Source organism: Nitrincola tibetensis, from assembly GCF_003284585.1.
GTDB classification, from domain to species: Bacteria; Pseudomonadota; Gammaproteobacteria; order Pseudomonadales; family Balneatricaceae; genus Nitrincola; species Nitrincola tibetensis.
This window is the reverse complement of the sequence record NZ_QKRX01000004.1, coordinates 172,704-195,272: the sequence shown is the minus strand read 5'-3', so window position 1 is coordinate 195,272 and position 22,569 is coordinate 172,704. Positions and strand designations below refer to the sequence as shown.

Below are 22,569 nucleotides of genomic sequence, written 5' to 3'. Positions count from 1 at the left end.
ATGAGAATGTTATCCCTAAAGATCAAATTGTTAGTGGGAGCGGGTCTTTTGATCTCGGGATCACTAGCCTTAGTTATTGTGCTAGCGCTGTATCAGCTCAATCAATCTGCTGTACAAACCTTAAATTTGACAGAAGATATAGTCACACGAAGTGTTCATGAGGAAGTTCGACTTGCCTCACAGTTACTGACGGATGATATCACTCAGTTATTAAATCAAGGAATGAGCACGCCCGAGGTATTAGCGTCTGTTTTTAATACTGCCGCAGGTGATGAAACACAGCTCACTCGCGAGCAGGCTTCAGTAATGGTGCAGTCTGCTTTACAAGCAAACAAAGCAGTGAGTTCAGCTTATGCTCAGTTTGAGCCAAACGGCTATGATCGTTTCGACAGTCAATATCAGTCATCTACAAACATGACAGGAACATTGGACATATACTGGGTCAGAGAAGAGGGCGCTTTAGTATCTTATCCTGTCGATTACGATGTCAAATACGATGCGACTTTGGATGAGTATGGCAACCGTGCTGCCGAATGGTATTTATGCCCGCTTGAAACTGGTCGTGCGTGCATTACCGAGCCATATCTATATGAAATAGAGTCGGGTCGTTCTATTTTAATGACGTCTTTAACCTATCCAGTTCTAAAATCCGGTAAAGCTGTGGGTGTTACAGGCGTGGATATTAACTTGCCTGTGCTTCAAGAGAAGATACAAAAATTATCACAATCCCTGTATAAGGGAGCGGCATCTGTTATTTTATTGAGTAATGACCAGCGTATTATCGCTTCAAGTCAGTTCCCTGAGTCCTTAGGCTTACCCCTACGCAGTGTCAACTCTGAGTTGCTAGATCGTTTAGACGGAAGAGGAGTGAGTCAAAATAGTATTTTAACTAAAAGTCAGATTCAAATTGCGAATGCCAACTGGTCTCTTGTTGTTGATATTCCTGAAACAGTTGCCTTTGAGCAAGTGTCGCAGTTAAGAGATCAACTCGAAAACAATGAAGCCAGTGTGCGTGTTAACTTGATGGTAACAGCGCTGATCGTGCTTTTGGTGACGTTGATTATTGTGATGTTCTTCGTTAAAAGCATTACACGTCCACTCACCGAGTTAGGGCTGCGTATGCGTGAGTTAGCGGGTGCTGAAGGTGACTTGACACGACGTTTGGAAGCGGCCTCTCATGCCGAACTGGCCAATGTGGCTGATGGCTTTAATCAATTTACGGCCAAAATTCGTGTATTGATTCAAGAGTTGATTCGACTCTCGGCCGACCTAAAAGGCAGCGCGGGTTCCTTGTCCGATACCGCAACTGAAACACGTCAGGCGACAAGTGATCAAAATCGTCAGTTGGACTCAGTTGCTGCCGCCGCAAATGAAATGGCTGCGACAGCAACACAGGTCGCGCAGTTGGCAGCAGCGACAGCTCAGGACTCAAACTCTGCCAACCAGGATGTTAAAAATTCTCGTGAGAATTTATCCAAAACCGTTGCCGATATTGAGCGTGTATCCAATTCTATTGAGCAAGCCGCAGGGGCGGTAACGGCAGTCGAAAAGCGCAGTGACGAGATCACAACCATCGTATCGACGATTCGAGGCATCGCTGAGCAAACGAACTTACTGGCATTGAATGCGGCAATTGAAGCGGCCCGGGCGGGTGAGCAGGGACGTGGTTTTGCTGTTGTAGCAGATGAAGTACGAAGTCTAGCGGGAAGAACTCAAACCGCGACTGAGGAAATTGAAGCACTGATTGGATCTTTAAAGCACGATGTCAACTTAAGTGTCGACCAAATGAAAGGATGTTTAGGATCAATCCAGACTACAGTAGAGGAGAGTCAGCGCAGTTTGCAAGCGCTTGAGGCTGCAGCTGGGCGTATCCATGCGATTTCCGACAACTCCACTCAAGTGGCAACGGCCGCAGAAGAGCAGAGCATGGTGAATGAAGAAATCACTAAAAACATTACCCAGATTGGTGATGCAGCCGCACACTTAACGGATACCGCAACTCAGGTTCAGAGTTTGGGAGCTGAGGTGGCAGGATCTGCGTCAGAGATTGATGCACGTCTGAAACGTTTTAAAGTTTAATTAAGTTGTTAACGGCAGACACGGCTTATCTTAGAACCGTGTCTGCTCACAACATGAAAGCGCCTAAATCTTAGGCTGATCCAAATAGGTCGTATCTTCTAGGCTGCGCTGAAGCCATTGTAGAAATTCGGTTTTGGTTTCTTGTCCAAGTTGGGCTTGCGTGACTTGTTGGCTTAAGGCTGACAATAGGCGTTGTGGGTCAAAGTTTACGTATTGCAGAACTTTAGCAAGCGTGTCACCCCGTTGGCTCACGCTGACTCGGGCATTCCCTTCTTCATCAAAAATGATGTTTGCCGCATCGGTATCCCCAAAGAGATTGTGAAGGTCACCCAGAATTTCCTGATAGGCACCGACGAGGAAAAAGCCGAGTAGGGCGTTGGCCACTTCCATTGGCGGATAAGGCAGGGTTGTTTCCAGCCCTTCTCCATCGACATAATGGTCGATACGACCATCAGAATCGCAGGTGATATCTCGAATGACTCCGCGTCTAGAGGGCGCTTTGTCTAAGTCTCTCAGAGGTAAAATCGGGAAGACTTGGCCAATTCCCCATACATCAGGTAGCGACTGAAAAAGAGAAAAGTTGGCGAAGAGCTTATCTGCCATCTGCTCATTGAGCTCATCCAAAATTTCACGATGAGGACGACGTGAAGGATTGAGTGTTTTCATGAGATACAGGGCTGTGGCCTTCAGGATCTGCTCACCCTTCGCCCGGTCTTGAAGACTAAGATCTCCATGAGTAAAGGCTTGGTTTAAATCCTGGTTGTAGGAGATAAGATCATGATAAATCTCACTTAAACTTCGCTCACGATCTATCGCATCGAGATAGTTTTGGTTGATACGCGTAAGTAAAGGGTGGCATTCAGCACTTGGAGTCTCAATCGAGTTAACCTCTTGGCATTCGATACCGATAACATTTGTCACTAGCACGGCATGATGAGCAGTGACCGCTCTGCCTGATTCACTAAAAATATCCGGTTGTGGTAAGCCATGCTCCATAGAGACTTCTTTAAAGGCCTGAACTACGCGCTTGGCATACTCGTCTAGCGTGTAGTTCATAGAGCAAATGCTGCGCGAAGCCGTCCCCTCGTAATCAATTCCGAGACCACCACCAACGTCAGCCACTTCAACCGGAAGCCCCATCAAGCGCAATTGGGCATAGAAGCAAGCGGCTTCTCTTAGACCGACTTGGATATCTTGAATATTGGCGATCTGGCTGCCTAAATGAAAATGCAACAGTTGAAAGGCTTGGGTTTGCTGGTTATCTTTTAGAATATCAATCGTTTTTAAAATTTCGCTTGCGGATAAGCCAAATTTCGATTTCAAACCACCGCTGTCTTGCCAGTTACCTTTTCCGACGGTTGCTAAGCGTGCGCGCACCCCAATTCTAGGCGAAACTTCCAGCTCTTTAGCGATGGTTAGAACATCGTTTAACTCGCTCGCTTTTTCGAGGACGATATAGACTTTATGACCAAGCTTTTCCCCCATCAACGCAAGACGAATATAGTCTTCATCTTTATAACCATTGCACACAATTGTTGAGTACCCGGGTTCAGCAAGTGCTAGAACGGCCAGTAATTCAGGTTTGCTGCCAGCTTCAAGCCCCGTGTAGCCCTTTAGTGCTTGTCGTTGCCCGGCAATGATGCCTTCGACCACTTCTCGTTGTTGGTTCACTTTAATGGGGTAAACGCAGGTAAATTGACCCTGGTAGTCTTCATACTCAATGGCTCTCGCAAAACTGCTTACCAATTGAGCGACACGATCTTTCAAAATATGTGGAAAACGTATCAAGATGGGCAGTTCTAAGCCTTTTTCATGTGTAATTTCGCGGATATGAGCAAAGCTAACTTCAGCACCTGTAGAGGGGTCTAGAACGGTAACATCGCCATTTTCTGCAATACTGAAATAACCGGCTCCCCAGCGTTTGACGTTATAAAGACTAAGGCTTTCGTTTGCGCTCCAAGAACTCACGTCTATTCTCCAGTTAATTCGACAATATCATCATTCTAGCCATAAATTTCGTATAATGCCCTATTTGAATGTTTTGAAGGCAGAGCGGCTTGAATAACACAGCTAACCATCGACAACCTTGGAATACCTCCATTGACTATCCAGACTTGCCTGTCAGTGCACGTAGGCAAGAGATTGCGGATGCCCTCCAGCGCCATCAAGTCATTATTGTTGCAGGTGAAACGGGTTCAGGTAAAACCACGCAGCTGCCAAAGATTTGTTTAGAGTTGGGTCTATCAGACAAGGGATTGATTGGACACACGCAGCCGCGTCGTTTAGCGGCTCGGACGGTGGCCGCGAGAATCGCGCAAGAGCTCAAAACTGAGTTGGGGCTGGGAGTGGGCTACCAAGTCCGCTTTCATGATCAAGTATCAGAGCAGTCCCATATTAAGCTTATGACGGATGGTATTTTATTGGCGGAAACGCAACGTGATAAGTTGTTGCGCCGCTATTCAGTTATTATCATTGATGAAGCGCACGAGCGCAGCTTAAACATCGACTTTTTACTAGGATATCTTAAGCAACTTTTGCCCAAAAGGCCTGATCTTAAACTGATTATCACGTCAGCGACTATAGACCTTCAGCGCTTTTCTGATCATTTCTTAAAAGCTCCCATTATTGAAGTGTCTGGTCGCACCTATCCTGTTACGCTTCTTTACCGCCCTCTGCATGAGCTAGAGGTTGAGGATGATAAAGCGCAAGACCTGCAGGCAGGCATTCTACAGGCCGTTGATGAGCTTGTTCACATTGATCGTCAAGCAAGAGAGGCGGGGCCTGGTGATATACTGGTGTTTTTACCAGGCGAGCGCGATATCCGAGAGACGGCAGAAACCTTACGTAAGGCACAGTTGCGCGATACTGAGGTTATTCCGCTTTATGCGCGTTTGTCTTTAGCTGAGCAAAATCGGGTATTTGGCGACGTTAGAAAAGCAGGGCGTAGAATTGTATTGGCGACTAATGTCGCCGAAACCTCCCTAACCGTTCCAGGCATACGCTACGTAATTGATCCAGGCTTGGCACGTATATCTCGGTACAGTTATCGCTCTAAAGTGCAGCGATTGCCCATTGAAGCCGTGTCTCAGGCAAGTGCAAATCAACGAGCAGGGCGCTGTGGGCGTGTAGCACCTGGAACTTGTATTCGCCTTTATTCTGAAGACGATTTTTTACAACGCCCTGCGTTCACCGATGCTGAAATACAGCGCACGAATTTAGCCGCCGTTATTCTCAATATGCTCCAATTAGGCTTGGGCGATATTGCTCGCTTTCCGTTTGTAGACCCGCCGGACAGTCGGTTTATTAATGATGGCTTTAAGCTTTTAGAAGAGCTAGGTGCCGTTACTCCCAAGCGACAGTTAACACCTTTAGGTCGTGATTTAGCGCGTTTACCTGTTGATCCAAGAATTGCACGGATGTTGGTCGCAGCAAATCGCTTAGGTTCTCTTACGGAGGTTTTGGTTATTGCCAGTGCGCTGAGTGTACAAGATCCACGTGAGCGCCCGCATGATAAACGTCAAGCCGCCGATGAAAAGCATCAAGCCTATCTAGATGACGATTCAGACTTTATTACGCTGCTTAATCTTTGGAAAGCCTATGAGTTGCAGCGCATTGAGTTGAGTAGTCAGCAATTAAAAAAATGGTGCCAAACGCATTTTATTTCGTGGGTGCGGATGAGGGAATGGCGAGACTTGCATCGCCAGCTTCACTTAAGTGCTAAAGAGTTAGGTTTTGTCGAGAACAAAGATGATGCTGATTATGCATCGATTCATAAAGCGCTGTTGACTGGACTACTCAGTCATATTGGCTTTAAGCAAGAGAAGGGTGAATATCTAGGTGCTCGCAATCGTCGTTTTTATATCTTTCCTGGATCTGGCATTTTCAAAAAGAATCCTAAGTGGATTATGTGTGCCGAATTGCTGGAAACCAGCAAACTTTTTGCACATTACGTTGCAAAAATTGAGCCTGAATGGATCGAGGAGCCTGCATCGCATCTTGTGAAGCGCACTTGGATGGAGCCCCACTGGGAGCAGAAGCGCGCTCAAGTCGTTGCAATTGAACAAGTGACACTTTATGGACTGATTATTGTTCCAAAGAGGCGTGTGCATTATGGCTCTATTGATCCCAGTGTCAGCCATGATATTTTCATTCGCCAGGCACTGGTTGAGGGCGAGTATCGGACACAAGCCCCATTTTTCCATCACAACCGTGCCTTATTAGCCAGTGTCGAAACACTCGAAGCTAAGTCGCGGCGTCGAGATTTGTTGGTTGACGAGGAGCGGTTAACAGAATTCTATAAAGCACGCTTTGCACGGCTTAAAGGCGATCACGTTGTTAGTGGTAAGGGATTTGAACATTGGCGTCGTCAGGTTGAAAAGACTGATCCGAAAGCGCTCTTTATGACAGAAGACGACATATTGCAGCGCTCTGCCGATCATATTACGCATGCAGAGTATCCTGATAAATTATTTGTTAACGCGATGCCTTTGAAGCTGACATATCACTTTGATCCATCCTCAGATGATGACGGTGTGACCTTAGACGTTCCCTTGGGGCTGCTTAAAACCTTACCACTAGAGCGTTTAGATTGGTTGGTGCCGGGTATGCTGGCGGATAAAGTAACTGCCTTACTTAAAGGATTGCCTAAAGCGCTGCGTAAGAACTTTGTTCCTGTTCCTGATTATGTTCAGGCCTTCTGCGATGCCTGCGAATTTGGCGTTGGTAATTTATACGAGCAGTTAGCGCATCGTTTGCTTCGTATGACGGGCGTTCGTCTTGATCCTAAGGTGTTTAAAGAGGTGGAGTTAGATGCGCATCATCAGATGCGTTTGCGTGTCTTGGGTGAAGCTGCGCAGGTATTAGGTGTCGGGCGGAGCTGGCAAAAACTGCATTCACAGTTAAGTCATTTAGCGGATGCTGCCTTACAAGAAGCTCGTCCTGCGCAAGCTTGGGGTAAGAAAGAACTGACTTCATGGAGTTTTGGTGATTTACCCGAATCAATATTAATTGACCAAGGACATGGCTTGAAGGTGGATGCGTATCCTGCCCTAGTGGATCAAGGAAGTCATGTGGATTTAGTGTTATTGAGTCGTTTATCAGAATCACAGCAGGTCACGGTAAGAGGGATGGCTAGGCTTTATGTGTTGATGCTGCGGGATGATGTGAAATCGATAAAGCGAAATCTGTTGAAAATTAACGAATCAGTTTTGTTAAGCAATAAGATGTGGGACGTTAAAACGCTTGAAGATGAAATTCTCTTATCGGCCGTGATGAAGACAGCAGGGCTGAACATAGAGGGGTGTTCTGACCCTATTCCACGCACTCAAACAGAGTTCTTGGAAAGTGTTCAAAAGGTTAAGGCTAATATCAGCCAGTGTGCAATAGAATTAAGTCAGCAAGTGTATGATTTAATGACCGCATATCACCGTATCAATAAAGTTTTGAATGGAAAGGTTGGGCTGGATACAATTATTGTTTTAAATGATATTAAGCAGCAGCTGAGTCATTTATTCTATAAATGTTTTTTGACTAAAGTTCCTAGAGTTTATTTAGAGTATTATCCTAGATACAGTAAGGCTATTGAGTTAAGGCTTGAGAAGTTTACAAGGGAATTACGGCAGCAAAATCTATGGTCTGAGCAATTAACAAACTTCTGGAAACTCTGGCAGAAAAAGTATGAGAAAAATTACGATTTGGGCACAGTTTCTGCAGGGTTGGAGACATATTGCTGGCTGATTGAGGAGTATCGAGTGTCTCTATTTGCTCAGCAATTAGGTACAAAGCAAACAGTTTCCGAAAAAAAGCTTAAAAAGATATTGGAGGAAATTTAATTCTTCGCACTTGTTTGGTGCGTTGTTTTAAGATAAATATTCATTTTTGCTTATTTTTGGTGCTTTATTTTGTTTTTGTTTTTTAATTAAAATAAAATTGCAGGAGGCTATAACTGTTTTCTATTGTTTGTTGAGTGTGTTTGTGTTGTAGTATTCGTGAGGATGAAAATGGCTTTAATACAGGTCAGTTCAGCCTGATGTACACATAACTAGTAGTTGAATGTTGAAGTGAAGAGGGAAACTCTATGAAAAAATCGATTATGTCTTTGGCTGTTGCAGCGGTTGTTGCTGCGCCTGTAATCGCACATGCGGATGCGACCTTGTTTGGTACGTTTGAAGCTGTAATGAAGAAAGAAGCGACTCGTTCAGCTGAATTGACTGATGGCGGTAGTTCCATTGGTGTTACGGGAACAGTTGACCTAGGTTTAGAAGATACAAAAGGTATCTTTTACTGGGAACAAGATCTGGACGTCAACGCTGGTGCATTGGTTAGCGGTTCAGGTGAAGCTCACTTAGGTGCAACTGGCTCTTGGGGTACTGTCATTGGCGGTAAGTTTGATCACGCAACCATTACCATGGTGTCTGATTACACGGATATTACTTATCAAGGCTCGCTTGAATCTGTTGATGGTTTCGATCTGGCGCCTAACTCAATTGCCTACATCTCTCCAGATATGAATGGTGTGACGTTTATGGCAGGTGGGGTATTTGCGGGTGATCTAGGCCCACAGAAAGATCGTCAGGTTGATGCTTACAACTTGGGTGTCGCGTATGACGCAAATGGTCTATATGCTGCAGCTGGCTACGGTAACATGAAAAATACCAAAGCAGCGAATGCCTATGCTGTTAATGAAAATCTGTGGGGCTTAGCAGCGGGTTTTAACGGCATTGAAAACTTGGATTTGCGTGCCAACTATACGCGCCAAAATGATAAAGCTGCAGATGAAAAAACCACAGCTTGGAATCTGTCAGCTCAGTACGACATCGAAAACACAGCTTTATACGGAGTGTACGGTCGCTCTAAAGAGAAACAGGCAAACGAAAGCAAAGAGTCTTATACTTTAGGTGCTGCCCAAACTATGGGGAATGGGGCTGTTTACGCAGAGTTTGTGGGCTTCGCTAAAGCTTACAAGTCTGACCCTAGCACTAAGAACACTTTCTTGGTTGGCTATCAGCTTAACTTCTAATCTTAGCGCTTAGGCGCTAGGGCAAGTAAGAAAGCGAATAAAGCACTGCAGCTACTTTAGTTGCGGTGCTTTTTTGTTTTAGCTTCCGAGATGGTTCTTTTTAGTCAACAAAACTTGCAAGCCTATCGGTGCTGTGATGTAATAACCACTAATTGAGGTGTAGATTCAGCTTGTTCACGTAACTTGTTGAAACATAAAGAGCTTGATAAATAGTAGTACTGAGCTTTTTACATCGACACTGACAGAGGCCAAACCGATAAATGAAAAATTTTGAATTTTTTTTGCTTCATCGGTTTGAAATAATCTGTTTTTATAGTATTTTCTCGGCTGCACCAATGACGGTGCTCCAGGAAAAATTCAAACAACTACTAGTATGTTGAACGTTGAAGGGGAAAACTGAATGAAAAAGTCAATTATCGCTCTGGCTATCGCTGGTGCAATGACTGCTCCTGCTATCGCAATGGCTGATGCTACTCTGTACGGATCTTTCCGTATGAACTTGACCAAAGCTGACAAAGCATCTGCATCTTTCGCAAACAACGCTACTCGCGTTGGTATCCGCGGAACTGTAGATTTAGGTTTAGAAGACACCAAAGGTATCTTCCATTGGGAACAAGGTCTTGATACTGAAGCAGGCGCACTGGCTGGTGGCCGTTACGCTTCTTTAGGAGCGACTGGTTCTTGGGGTACTGCAGTTGGTGGCCGTATTGACCACTTTACTTGGAACTATGCTGGTGGCGTAACTGATTTGTTCGCATCTGGTTCTGGTGACATCCTGTCAGTTGATTACTTAGGTTCTGGCGCTGGCCGTGCTGACCGTCGTCAATCTAACACCATCGCTTACGTTTCTCCAAACATGTCTGGCTTCCAGGCTGGTATTGGTGGCGTATTCATGGGTGACGCTGGTACTCAGAAAGACAATGAAATCGACGGTTACAACTTGGGTGCTCAGTACTCAGCTGCTGGCTTGACTGTTGGTGCTGGTTACGGTGCTGTTAAAGCGGCTAAGTCTGCTAACGTCTATGCTGCAGACTCTAACCTGTGGTCATTGGCTGCTACTTACAAAATCGAAGCTTTGACTTTGTCTGCAGCTTACGAGCGTGCTAAAGACAAAACTACCAACACAACTGACAAAGGTTACAGCGTTGCTGGTCGTTACGAAGTTGACGGTTTAGGCGCTACTTTAGCTTACTCACAAGTTAAAGAAACTAACCAAGCTAAAGGTACTCGCGTACAGGCTGAAGTCTACAACCGTTTAGGTCGTGGTATGGTTTCTGCTGGCTACGTAGATAACAACAAAAACGTTCGCGGTGGTAACACTGATCGTTTCTACGTTGGATACCGTCTAGACTTCTAATATCGCTTGATATTAGTTGATCTCAAAAAAGGCTCCCTTGGGAGCCTTTTTGCATTTATTGTTTTTTGTTTATGGCAAGTTGTGTGCAAAGTGTTCCGATGTTTGTACGAAACGTTTTGATAAAATGAGTAGAGAAAAGCTTTTAGGTGTCAGTATGTGGGAGCTGGTTGTGAGAAGTGGGGGTGGTTTGCTTGATTTAAGAGGGCTTTCTGATAGAGCCCTCTTAAATTCTATGGGAAAATCGGCGTAAGAAACTTACTGAACGCTACCTGCAGCCAATTCTTCAGCGGTGGCTTCGCGTACCGTGACGACTTCGACATTGAAAATAAGGGTTTGCCCAGCTAGTGGGTGATTGCCATCCAGAGTGATACTGTCATCCTCAATTGCAATGACAGTGACAGGCTGTTCACCCCAAGGAGTTTGAGCCATAAATTGCATTCCCACTTCAATTTCATCGATGCCAGCAAAATTGCTGCGATCAACATCTTGAATCATCTCTTCCCGAATATCGCCATAGCCTAAGGTTGGGTCGACAGTCACTTCAAGTGAGTCGCCAACTGATTTTCCCAGTAGCGCATTTTCAAGCCCAGGGATAATGTTGCTGGCACCATGCAGATAGGCCAGAGGTTCTTGTCCCACTGAGCTATCCATTACATTACCATCCGTGTTGGTTAGGGTGTAGTGAATGGATACAACGGTATTATTTGCTATCTGCATAGGATCTCTCCGAATAAATTGGAGTATTATGCTAACCATCCTTGAATCCTAGTGCAACCTTATCGCTGAAGTGGTTGATAATCTAAACGGAAGCTTTTAATCTGTTTTTTTATACATCACGTAACTATGGGTATGTTTTTACGTTATTTTTTACCTCTCAAATGCTTTTGTTGTTATAGGCTTAGGGGTTAGAGGACATCAAGAATGGATGGTCAATTGAATAAAAAAAATGCAGTTGCAGTTGTCGGTGCTGGGTTAGCGGGTCTTAGATGCGCATCCTTGTTGATTGATAACGGGTATGATGTAACTGTTTTTGAAAAAAGCCGCGGAACGGGTGGGCGGCTATCGTCGGTAAGGTTAGGTGAGTTGAGTGTTGACTTGGGCGCTCCTTGGATTGAACCTGTGAGCCAAGATTTTCGTCATTGGTTGATGATGCAAGGACCGCATTTAAGCCTGTGGCGGCCTAGAGTATGTGATTTCTCCTTCAATAAAGTGTCTGCAGATCGTCAGGTTTGGGTACCCGTACCGCGCTCTAGCATCATAACGCGGCACCTACTGCAAAAAATTAACTTTCATTCGTCTGTTCGAGTGGGGGTGGCATGGCCGGATCGTGAAGGTGTTTTGCTCCGTGATGAGCGTTCGGTAGCCTTAGGCCATTTTGATAAAGTTGTGATCGCAACTCCAGCACCACAAGCGGCGCTCTTGCTGGATGCGGTTCAGCGTTATCGTCAGAGAGCTGAAGCGGTTATGCAAAAGCCCTGCTGGGTTTTGTTGGTCTCACTCGATCAGCGCCCGGAAAAACTGGCTGAGATTGATGTTGTTGAGGGGGGGCAACACGGGATGTTTGCACGAATAATCCGTGACAGCAGTAAGCCGGAGCGTGACGGGGAAGTATGGGTGTTACAGGCAAATGATGCATGGAGTTCTGAGTATGTTAATCTAACCCCAGAAACCGTGTCTAAGGAGTTGCTTGCTGGGTTTCAAGAATGGTTAGGTGAGTCGTTGGTGCCTAGCGCTGTGCGGGTGCACAGATGGCTATACAGTGAGGCATGTGTAGAAGATGAGCATCTTTCCTTATGGGATGCAGAAACGGGTATTGGTGCCTGTGGAGATTGGTTGGTGAGAGGCGGGCTTGAAGGCGCTTGGCGCAGTGGCTCCTCGTTAGCAGAAAAAATAATGGATGACGTTTCGCGATAGCCTTTATAAAACCCAAGGTGACAAAAAAGGCTGTAACTAAAGGAGAAGAGAATGGCAGCGGTGCTAACGGATAAAGTGTTAACCTGTGTTTCGCGTTTAGATGAAGTGTTGTTAGGAAAGTCGCATCAGATCCGCTTGGCGGTGACTTGTCTTCTGGCAGGTGGTCATTTGCTGATTGAGGATTTGCCTGGGATGGGTAAGACAACTCTAGCGCATGCTCTGGCACGTGTTTTTGGTTTGCAGGATACGCGAGTTCAATTCACGAGCGATATGCTTCCTGCTGATTTGCTCGGTATTTCGATTTTTGAGTCTTCGACGGGTCGTTTCGTATTCCACCCAGGCCCCATTTTTTGTCAGTTGCTCTTAGCCGATGAAATTAACCGCACAACTCCTAAAACCCAAAGTGCACTGTTAGAGGCGATGGAAGAAGGACAAGTGACCTTGGAAGGTATGACGCATTCCTTGCCTGAGCCTTTTTTTGTTATAGCTACACAGAATCCTTTGACGCAGTTTGGAACCTTCCCCTTACCTGAATCTCAATTGGACAGGTTTTTGATGCGCATTGCCTTGGGGTATCCAGATCCGGCTTCGGAAAGGCAGTTGTTGATGAGAGGAGGAGAGCGTCAAGGAGGGAATATTAGTAGTGTGTTAACACCTGAGGAGTTATTGCAAGCTCGATCTGATAGCCAAGGGATACATGTGTCTGCTGACCTGATTCATTATCTTCAGCGCTTAGTGCAGTTCACGAGAGACAGTGATGATTTTTCGCAAGGTGTATCACCCCGAGGGGCGTTGGCTGTGCTCCGATGTGCAAAAAGCTGGGCTTGGTTGCATAAGCGCCATCATGTCGTGCCTGAAGATATTCAGGCTGTCTTGCCCGCCGTGATTGGTCACAGAGTTCGTCGATCCGATGACGTGGGGGGGCAGTCAGCCGAGTTTTTGGTGGAGCAGCTATTGAGGCAGGTCGATGTTCTTCCGTCCAAATAAAGTTTATATTTTGCCTACACGAGCAGGATTGGGGTATTGCTTTGTATTGCTTTTGTTACTCTTATTGTCAGTGAATTTCGAAAATAACCTAGCCTATGCATTAACGTTTCTGTTAACGGGTGTGTTTATTGTGGCGATGCACATGACGCACAGTAACCTTGCAGGTGTTAAAACAGAGTTTGCAGGCGCGGAAGCCTGTTATGCTCAGGATACGGCTTTATTTAATGTTTGGGTGAGCAGCCAACGTGGGTGTGATCATTACCAACTGACGGCATCTTGGCCAAATCAGTCATCCATTACCTTCGATATACAGGCTCTTTGTCGAGAAAAAGTAGCGGTTCCCTGTCATGCCCCCGAGCGAGGTTGGTTATCGCCGGGGCTTTTGAAAATTGAGTCTCGCTTGCCCCTCGGTTTGTTCAAAGTCTGGACATATCATGCCCTAAACGTGAAATGTTTAGTCTATCCTCAGCCGATAAATCATCCGGTATCCAGTGGGTTGGATCTGGGAAGTCAAGGGCGAGGTATCTTATCTAATCAAGATGGCAGTGATGATTTTCAGGGTTTGGCTGATTATCAGCCTGGAATGTCACAGCAGCATATTGCTTGGAAAGTCTTTGCACGGGGACAGGGGCTTCATGTTAAACACTATGTTGCTGAGCAAGATGCAGAGCTTTGGCTTGATTGGCAGGCGTGTTTAGAGCCAGGTATTGAGGCTAAGTTATCAAGCTTGTGTTATCAAGCTCGATATTTAACATCTCAGCAACGCGCATTCGGGCTGCGTTTGCCTGGAAAAAAGTTGACACCGGCAATGGGGCCTGAGCATTTGCGTGCTGTTTTGACCACATTGGCTTTATTCGGCAAGGAGTCAAGTAATGCAGAAAGTGCTGCCTGAAAAATTAAGCCGCAGTGCAGTTGTGTGGCAAATGCTAGCCTTTAGTTGGCTTTTACTGCCACACCTTTCTTGGATTCCGATCTGGTTGATGTTACTGAGTGCGTTTGGTTTGAGCGCGCGTTGGTTAATTCACAGTGGACGGATTGGCTTTCCGCATTGGTCTATTCGTTTATTTCTAGTCTTGATTGCCGCTGTGGGGCTAGGATTCAGTTTTGGTGTTTCTGCAAGCCTAGAAGCAATGGTCGCACTCTTAATTGCAGGAATGGCGCTTAAGTTATTTGAAGTATATCGGCGTCGTGATGCGTTGGTTTTGATATACGTGGGTTTATTTCTGACTGGAAGCGGTTTTCTTTTAGAGCAGAGTCTATTCATGGCGCCGTATTTGTTGTTGAGTGCCGCATTTTTAATTGCAGCCCTTAACAGTGTTTGGATGGGAGCTGATGTAACATTGCTGAAGCCGCTTAAAGTTGCCGGTTTTATGCTTTTACCTGCGCTTCCTCTTATGTTGGTTTTATTTGTTGTGTTTCCTCGAATTGGACCGCTTTGGTCTGTGCAAACGGATACGCCAGTCGCAAAAACCGGACTGTCTGATACGATGTCGCCGGGGGATGTGAGTCGTCTGACGCGTTCCGGGGAGCTCGCATTTCGAGTTGTTTTTGATCAAGGCGCGCCGCCACCTTCTTCCCAGCGTTATTGGCGTGCATTGGTGTTGGGAGACTTTGATGGGCGGGCTTGGCGTCAGTCTGCATCTTATGACAGTTCACCTGAACCCTTGCTGCAAAGAGAGCGGTTTGTGCACTACACAGTGATACAAGAGCCCAGTGGTCGTCCTTGGATGTTTGCCTTAGATGCGCCTGTCACCAGTGATGATGTTCGTATGACGCGTGCTAGAACCCTGATGGCAGCATCTGATATTCATCAACGCAGGCAGTATCGACTGATGTCGGCGCTCTCCTACCATCTGCAGCCTGAATTGTCAGAAGTGGATCGTACGCGTTACTTAAGCCTTCCTAAGAGCTCAAATCCGCGAGCTCAAGCCTTAGCTGACCAGTGGTGGCAAGATGTTGACTACCAACCTCAAGCGTTCATCCAGCGAGTTTTGATGGAGTTTAACCGAGACTTTATCTACACACTTGAACCTGCTGCATTGGGTGCACAGGCGATTGATGATTTCTTATTAAATACACGACAAGGCTTTTGCGAGCATTTTGCCGGAGCGACTGCCTTTTTATTACGTCATGTTGGGATTCCTGCTCGAGTCGTGACAGGTTATCACGGAGGTGAATGGAACCCCCTGCAAAACTATTTAATTGTTAGGCAGTATGACGCCCATGCGTGGATTGAGGTATGGTTAGAAGGGCAGGGATGGGTCAGGCTTGATCCAACAGAAGCGGTGGCACCAGAACGTATTTTGCAAAGTGCGGATGAGGTGTTTTCGGGTCAAGCGGGTTTTTTGGCAGATCGACCTTTAAATACGTGGGTGAGTGGGCGTTGGTTACGGCAATTGCAGTTGCAATATGACGCACTTAACTTTAGTTGGCAGCGCTGGGTCTTAAATTATCATCAGCAACAGTCAAATTTTCTTAGCCAGTGGCTGGGTGAGTTGAGTTATCAAAAAATTGCTCTGGCGCTGATTGTGCCGTTTGTCTTCGTCACTGGCATATTGAGTTGGATTCTCCTTCGCGCTCGTCCAATGCTTCCTGATGATCCATATCGACGCTCTTTACAAAAATTGCTGCGTTATTTAAGTCGTAAAGGGTTAGAGCGAAATCCTGAAGAAACCATCCGTCAGTTTGCGTTACGACTATTATCTGAATATCCAGAATTGAGCAGTAGTTTGCAAAAATTGGCTGATGTTGATGACCTAATCCGCTATGCTGAAGATACATCACCAGTCCAATATCAGACCTTTAATAAAGCCATAAAGGAATGCTATCGACGTGCAAAGCAACTTAGCGTTTGAGTTTGAGCATCTCCCAAGTCCGCGGCGTCGAACCTCTGCAATCGAAATTGCGCAGGGTCGGGTGCTTGTGCGAACGCCTATGCAGGTTTCAATCGCGCATTTGCAGCCTTGGTTAAAGGAAAGGGAGGCTTGGGTGATCTCTCATCTGACAAAGCAGCAATCCTCTATTGATGCTCACCGCATTGAAATGAGTCAGGGTGCCAGCATTCCAATAAACGGTGATAAATATGATTTATATTGGCGTTTTTCAGATAGATCAAGTCTTGTTTGGCATCCCCAAGAAATTGAAGTTTTTCTGCCGCACCATATGTATGACAATCCCCAAGCTTATGTTCGCCGCCTTTTGCAAGCTGAGCTTAAACAGAAAGCCGCACATCAGTTTCAAATAGCTTTAACGCATTTGTCAGCGAAGACAGGGTTGAAACCAAAAAAAATAGAGGTGAAGAGTTATCGCCGCCGTTGGGGGCAATGTTCATCAGATAAGATCATTACATTAAACTGGCGTCTCATACACGCACGACCCGATGTTCAGCGTTATGTCATGATTCATGAGCTATGTCATTTACAGGAAATGAATCATAGTGTTAGATTCTGGTCTTGGGTTGCTCGCTTTTGCCCTAACCATCGTGAGTTAAGTGCTGAACTACGGGATAAGTCCTCATGGTTGCAATGGTAAAAGGGTTGGAATAGTGAATGCGTTTATATTTTTTCTGATCTAAAGTAGCAGAGATATTCAAAGCGATATGCAATAAAGTCACAGGTGGTCTAGAATTTTCTGAAAAAATATAACGAGGTCCCTACATGCGGTTTATGTGAAATACCGTGTGTTGGTTTAAGATGATCTTTATTAATCAATTCTAATAAAAAAGAGATAGGGTGCATGAGTTTATATAAAACGATTGAAAAAACTTTTTTTAATTCTCTATCAAAAAAGATAACGGGTAATGTCGTATTTTTATTGTTACCTCACCTTTTTTTGCTGTTGGCTGGTGGTTATTTAGCCTCAGGATTGCATGCAAAAATTCAAGCTTTAGGTTTAAATGAAGCTCAGAAGGAGAGTTTGACAGAAGGGCTGAATCACCTCGTTGTAACGGCAGGAGCGACCGCTTTTTTTGCTATATGTGCTGGTGTGTTTACGATTTTCTTTATGCGTTATCTATTTTTGAAGCCAATCCGTGAAATGACGCGTGTTTTAAAAGCGATAAAAGACAAAGATGGTGATATTTCCGCTACTTTGCCTGCTTATACCTACGATGAAATTTCGGAAATGGCGCGCAGCTATAATGAGTTTACGGATCGTTTACGTCATATGATAGCGGAAACACGCCGACATTCAGTGAATGTTGCTTTGAGTGCAACTCACGTACAAAAAGTGATCTTAGAGTCTAGCAAGTCTGCATTTACACAAGAGCAAAATGCGCAGCAAGTCTTTCAGTCAAGTTCGCAATCCTCTAAGGCTATTGATGAAATATCGAGTAGTGCCGTTGTGATTAGTGATCAGACCAGTAGCAACATGGCCGAAATTCGTGCATCAAATGCCGAGCTAAATAAAGTACTTGAGCAAATTAGAATGATTCGTGATTTAGCCACGCGCTTTCAGGAGACGGTGCACAAGCTAAGCTTAAACTCTGCCGATATTACTCGAATTTTATCGATGGTGCAGGACTTTTCTGACCAAACCAATTTACTTGCCTTAAATGCATCTATTGAAGCGGCTCGAGCGGGTGATGCCGGACGAGGTTTTTCAGTGGTGGCTGATGAAGTACGTAATTTATCCCAGAAGGTGAGTGAAGCAACGGGGCAAATTGATACTAATATAGCTGAAATGAGCCAGTTGGTTGATAGTACTCGTAGTAGTGCAGGAACGATTTTGGAATATGTTCAGAATACTGAAGTGTTTATCGATACTACAAGTGTGCAATTTCACAAGTTAGTCGCCGATTTTGAAGAGATTAATTCGCAACTCACGGGCATATCGAGCGCAATCGATGAGTTGTCCTACACCAACCGAGAGTCTCATCAGAATGTAGCTTTGATTACTGATCTTGCTGAATCAATGAAAAAAGGCATGGAGCATTCCTTAATCCATTCTGCCGACCTTGAATTGGCAACTGAAAAGACCCAAGAACTGCTATCACACTTTGCGATAGGGATGGGTGGTTTTGAAGACATGACCCGCACTGGAATGGGATGGGCGCAAGAAGTCTCTAATGAATTGATTAAATTACAGGCGAAGGGTATTAATGTTTTCGATACTCATTATCGTAGAACAAACCCTGGTCAAACTCCCGAGAAGTTTGATACCGCGTATGTCGATGCCTATGAGCGCTCAATGCAGCCTATTTTTGATGGCTTTATTCGTGCTCGCCCAGAGTTTATTTATGCAATTGCAGTGGATAAGAATGGCTATGCACCCGCTCATCATAGCAAGGTGAGTAAAGCTTTGACTGGCGATGTAAGTGTAGATTTGTTGCAAAGTCGACACCGACGAATGTTTGCTGGTAATAGAGCTGAAAAGAGACGATGCTCGCATAAGAATCCTTTCTTACTGCAAACCTTTATTCGAGACACTGGTGAGGTCTTAAATGATCTTTCTATTCCCTTATATGTCGACGGAAAGCATTGGGGTGCATTAATTATGGGCTTTGATCCTAAATGCCTATTAGCCGAATAGCAGGGTAACTCCCTGTGGCTTTTCAGGATCGATTAAAAGCTACAGGGACGTCTAACATTGGAAGGCCTAATCGATGTCGTTAATCAGGTGGCGAATGAGTTTGCGAAGTGCAACATAAGATAATGGCTTTTCACAAATGGCCGATACCCCTGCCGTTTTCAAGGCATGCAGCGGTTCGTCGTTTTGTTCTGATGTAACAACGACGATTGGGATTGAGGGTTGGTCTGTGTAGTGTCGAATATGCTCCACTAACTCTAGTCCATCGATATTTGGCATGTTGTAATCAGTGATGATCAGATCAAATCTCTGTCCTTTCAATATTTGCAGTGCTTCTGCTCCATCTTTGGCTTCCCGGATATTGTGAATGCCAAGTGAGGTGAGTACGCGTTGCAAATATTTACGAGAGGTGGAGCTGTCATCAACCACCATAATCCATAAATCATCAAACTCTTCGTTGGTGCCTTCAAAGTCGTTCTGACGAGCAGCTACATAATTGACTGCGCTACTCAACGCTTCATTCAGGCGCTCAGGGTCGTATGGCTTTGGTAGTATGACGGTTGCGCCAGCTTGACGTATTGGTTCAAGATAGCGATAGAGAGTTTCTGACGAAATCAAAAAGAAGGTGACATCGCATAGCTCAGGTTTTGTTCGCATTTGTCCAACGAGTTCAGAGCCTGTCATGTCAGGCAAATGCATCGCAGAAATAACAATATCTGGAGTAATTCCTTGCATACGCTCAAGGGCAGGTGCCGCTTCGGTGAACTCTTCAATAGCGACAATGCCCATCTTTCGAAGGTGGCCTACAATAATGTTGCGCTGCATACGGGAGGGTTCGATGACCATCAACAGCAGTTCGCTCAGTTCCATACTTCTCTCACTTAACGGATACAACGATAATAGTATTTATACCTGACATTAGCGATATTGCAAACATCAGTTTGTGCTGATTCAGTTTAAATTCACTTTATTCAGGTTTGTTCAGGTTTATTCAGCTAACGTTAAGATGAAAAGCGCTTTACTTGTGTTCCGAACAGGATTGCATCGGGTCTCTTCATCATTTCAACTTTTCTTAGGGTCGCTCAGGCGACCTTTTTCTTTGCACTTACTTCACTTGACGCATCGAACTATTGATCACCAGTGCAAAATACACTTCAGGCAGTCTTAATCTGGTGTTTTTGCTAAAGCACGCTCAGCAATATCGCTGAACAGAGCGCGAATGTCAGACTCGTGGGAGAGCCCTCTTGCTTTTTCTAGAATGGGCAGGAGTTCGGCGCGACTGACGGAACGTATCAATAGCTTTATTCTTGGAATATTAAATGCACTTAGGCTGATAGATTGGTAGCCAAGGGCAATCATCACCAAAACGGCAACGGGATCTGACGCCATTTCCCCGCACACTGAAAGAGGTAGATCATGGTTCTCACACTCTTTTTGGATATATTCCAAGGCTAACATGACTGCAGGATGTAAATGGTCAAATAAAGCGGATACACGTGGGTTGTTGCGATCAACGGCTAACAAATATTGTGTTAAATCGTTTGAACCAACAGATACAAAATCAATATAGGGTGCCAGTTTAGGAATCAATAGCATTGCAGATGGCACTTCGACCATCATGCCAATACTGGGTAGCTTTGCTGGATACCCTAGCTTATTTAAATCATCCACAGCTTTCTCGACGTGCTGCCTGAATGTAACCATCTCGTCAACGCGGCTGACCATGGGTACTAAAAGCTTAAGATTGCCATTGGCGATATTCGCTCGAAGCATGGCGCGAATTTGGGTAATCAACAGCTGAGTGTTGTCGAGGGTAAAGCGAATGCCTCTCCAGCCAAGATATGGGTTCTCCTCGGCCATTTCAAAGTAAGGGAGTTGCTTGTCACCGCCAATGTCTAAAGATCGCATAGAGACTGGTTTTGGGGCGTAGGCAGCCAATACCTTTTGATAGATGCGCAGCTGTTCTTCTTCGGTTGGAAAGCTGTCGTGAATCATAAAGGGAATTTCAGAGCGATAAAGCCCAACCCCTTCGGCACCTCGTTCAAGACCAGGGGTTGCATCTGCTAACAGACCTGTGTTTGTCAGAAGTTCAACCCGAAATCCATCTAGGGTTTCTGCAGGTAGCGATTTGAGTTTGTCGAGCCCTGCGATGAAACGCTGCTCTTCAGCGATCATCCGCTTATATTCGTTCAGCAGTGCATCTGGTGGGGTGACAATGCATTCCCCGCGATTTCCGTCGACAATGACTCGTTTTCCCCGGAACTTAGCGGGTTTGAGATCTTCGACAGCCATGACTGCCGGAATACCAAGAGCATTTGCAACAATCGCAGTGTGCGACAAAGATGAGCCTGCCGTACAAATAATGCCATGAATACGTTTTAGCGGAAACTCAGCTAAGTCTGTAATGCTGATGAGCTCTCCACATAATATTAGGGCTTCATCGGGTGCTTCAGTTACTTGGCGTTCGTGTTGAAGTAACTGATTGAGTATTCGCTGCCCAATGTTGGTGATATCTTCGCTACGGGCTTTTAAGTAGGGATCGTTTGATTGCTCAAATAAATTCGCCATGTTGCGAATGACTTGGCACAGCGCCCATGGGGCGCTGTCACCTTGATTGATTCTGTCCTCGACACCTTTTTTCAATTCTGGGCTGTTGAGCATCATTTGGTAAACACCAAATAGCGCATGTAAATCGCTTGGCAAGTGATTGCCTAAACGACCCGAACCCGCTTCTAGCTCTTCAGCTACCCATTCAATGGCTTGATGGAAGTCGGCAATTTCTGCAATTGCATCGCTATTGATGCCAGCCTCAACTTGATCAAGGGTCATGTGCGGATCGATCACCCATAAGCGTCCTGTGCCAATTCCACTGGAGCCTTTGACACCTTTGTAGCGCTCATAGCTTGATAGGGTCGGATGAGACATCCAGCTGCCGCTGCGCTGCAAATGATGTAACGTACCTGCTAATTGCGATGCTACCGTAATTAAAAACGCTTCTTCATCATCGTTGAACTGTTGATTGAGTGTGCCTTGTACGACAAGTACACCGACTAATTTGCGCAGGTGGATCAGGGGCACACCCATAAAACGATGATAAGACTGCTCATGTGTTTCGGGAATATAAACAAAGCGATCATCTGCAGGCGCGTCAGCGATATTCAGGGTGCTTAAGCTGGCTGCAATATGGCCAACAAGTCCTTCGTTTAGATTTAAGCTAACTTTGCCGACAGCCTCTCGAGACAAGCCGCGAGTGGCTGCTAAAATTAATGTGTCTTGCTCTGGATTGCAAAGATATAAACTGCATACTTCAGCGCGCATCAGATCACACAGACGCTCGACGATCGTGTCCATCATGGCTTCAGGGTCTTGAGTCCGAGCAATGGTTTCGACAAGTGTAATGAGGCTGGCGAGTGGAGAGTGCATGCTGATATCCGTGTGTCATGAGGTTTCTCTTTCAGCACCCATTATGCCTTATTTCCGGATCTGGGTGATGACCTGACTAAAAAAAATGTCAGAATTTGGGCAGGGCGTGTTGAAGCAACCTTCAAAAGTGCTGAGTCTTTGATTCAATATCAATAAAAGCTGTTTGAAATTTAAAAAGTCTTATTATGCTGTTCGTCTAATATACTGGCGTGTAAGTAGGGTAGATGCCATACGATTATATACTACTTTGTTTAAAATTATGTGT

Annotated in this window: 14 protein-coding genes; 10 read left to right on the top strand and 4 right to left on the bottom strand. The window is 45.3% G+C overall.

Annotated features, from left to right (window positions below):
* A complete protein-coding gene (locus DN062_RS07210; RefSeq protein WP_112158660.1) occupies positions 1-2,079 on the top strand; it encodes a methyl-accepting chemotaxis protein in 2,079 nt (692 codons plus the stop codon).
* A gap of 63 nt (positions 2,080-2,142) precedes the next feature.
* Here DN062_RS07210 and speA read toward each other — a convergent pair whose 3' ends face one another.
* Positions 2,143-4,047: a biosynthetic arginine decarboxylase gene (gene speA, locus DN062_RS07205; protein ID WP_112158659.1), complete on the bottom strand. Its 1,905-nt coding sequence runs from the start codon at positions 4,045-4,047 to the stop codon at positions 2,143-2,145.
* Positions 4,048-4,136: 89 nt separating this feature from the next.
* On the opposite strand from speA, the gene hrpA reads away from it, so the two are divergent.
* The 3 genes from hrpA to DN062_RS07190 all read left to right on the top strand — a co-directional run bounded on the left by hrpA (position 4,137) and on the right by DN062_RS07190 (position 10,454).
* Entirely contained in the window at positions 4,137-7,910 is a 3,774-nt protein-coding gene (gene hrpA / locus DN062_RS07200) for an ATP-dependent RNA helicase HrpA (RefSeq protein ID WP_112158658.1), read from the top strand.
* A gap of 245 nt (positions 7,911-8,155) precedes the next feature.
* Entirely contained in the window at positions 8,156-9,097 is a 942-nt protein-coding gene (locus tag DN062_RS07195) for a porin (RefSeq protein ID WP_112158657.1), read from the top strand.
* 400 nt (positions 9,098-9,497) lie between these two features.
* Entirely contained in the window at positions 9,498-10,454 is a 957-nt protein-coding gene (locus DN062_RS07190; protein WP_112158656.1) for a porin, read from the top strand.
* A 255-nt stretch (positions 10,455-10,709) separates the two neighbouring features.
* Here DN062_RS07190 and DN062_RS07180 read toward each other — a convergent pair whose 3' ends face one another.
* Complete coding sequence (locus tag DN062_RS07180) at positions 10,710-11,171, bottom strand: FKBP-type peptidyl-prolyl cis-trans isomerase (RefSeq protein WP_112158654.1); 462 nt, start codon at positions 11,169-11,171, stop codon at positions 10,710-10,712.
* A gap of 204 nt (positions 11,172-11,375) precedes the next feature.
* Between DN062_RS07180 and DN062_RS07175 the strand changes: the two genes are divergently transcribed.
* The 6 genes from DN062_RS07175 to DN062_RS07150 all read left to right on the top strand — a co-directional run bounded on the left by DN062_RS07175 (position 11,376) and on the right by DN062_RS07150 (position 18,884).
* Positions 11,376-12,368, top strand: coding sequence for an NAD(P)/FAD-dependent oxidoreductase (locus DN062_RS07175; protein ID WP_112158653.1), 993 nt, complete (start codon positions 11,376-11,378; stop codon positions 12,366-12,368).
* Between the two features lie 51 nt (positions 12,369-12,419).
* Positions 12,420-13,355, top strand: coding sequence for an AAA family ATPase (locus DN062_RS07170; protein WP_112158652.1), 936 nt, complete (start codon positions 12,420-12,422; stop codon positions 13,353-13,355).
* Between the two features lie 10 nt (positions 13,356-13,365).
* Positions 13,366-14,247, top strand: a complete 882-nt coding sequence (locus DN062_RS07165; RefSeq protein WP_162301264.1) for a DUF58 domain-containing protein — start codon at positions 13,366-13,368, stop codon at positions 14,245-14,247.
* Positions 14,228-16,210 carry a transglutaminase TgpA family protein gene (locus DN062_RS07160; protein WP_112158650.1) on the top strand — a complete coding sequence of 661 codons (1,983 nt, stop codon included), beginning with the start codon at positions 14,228-14,230 and terminating at the stop codon, positions 16,208-16,210. The genes DN062_RS07165 and DN062_RS07160 overlap by 20 nt, the downstream gene beginning before the upstream one ends.
* Complete coding sequence (locus tag DN062_RS07155) at positions 16,188-16,886, top strand: M48 family metallopeptidase (RefSeq protein WP_162301263.1); 699 nt, start codon at positions 16,188-16,190, stop codon at positions 16,884-16,886. Before DN062_RS07160 ends, DN062_RS07155 begins: the two co-directional genes overlap by 23 nt.
* A 204-nt stretch (positions 16,887-17,090) precedes the next feature.
* Positions 17,091-18,884 carry a methyl-accepting chemotaxis protein gene (locus DN062_RS07150; RefSeq protein WP_112158648.1) on the top strand — a complete coding sequence of 598 codons (1,794 nt, stop codon included), beginning with the start codon at positions 17,091-17,093 and terminating at the stop codon, positions 18,882-18,884.
* Positions 18,885-18,950: 66 nt separating this feature from the next.
* Here the strand turns inward: DN062_RS07150 and DN062_RS07145 are convergent, their stop codons facing one another.
* Together DN062_RS07145 and ptsP are read right to left on the bottom strand one after the other, a co-directional pair.
* Positions 18,951-19,751: a response regulator gene (locus DN062_RS07145; protein ID WP_112158647.1), complete on the bottom strand. Its 801-nt coding sequence runs from the start codon at positions 19,749-19,751 to the stop codon at positions 18,951-18,953.
* Between the two features lie 294 nt (positions 19,752-20,045).
* Entirely contained in the window at positions 20,046-22,304 is a 2,259-nt protein-coding gene (ptsP, locus tag DN062_RS07140) for a phosphoenolpyruvate--protein phosphotransferase (protein ID WP_112158646.1), read from the bottom strand.
* Positions 22,305-22,569: the final 265 nt, after the last annotated feature.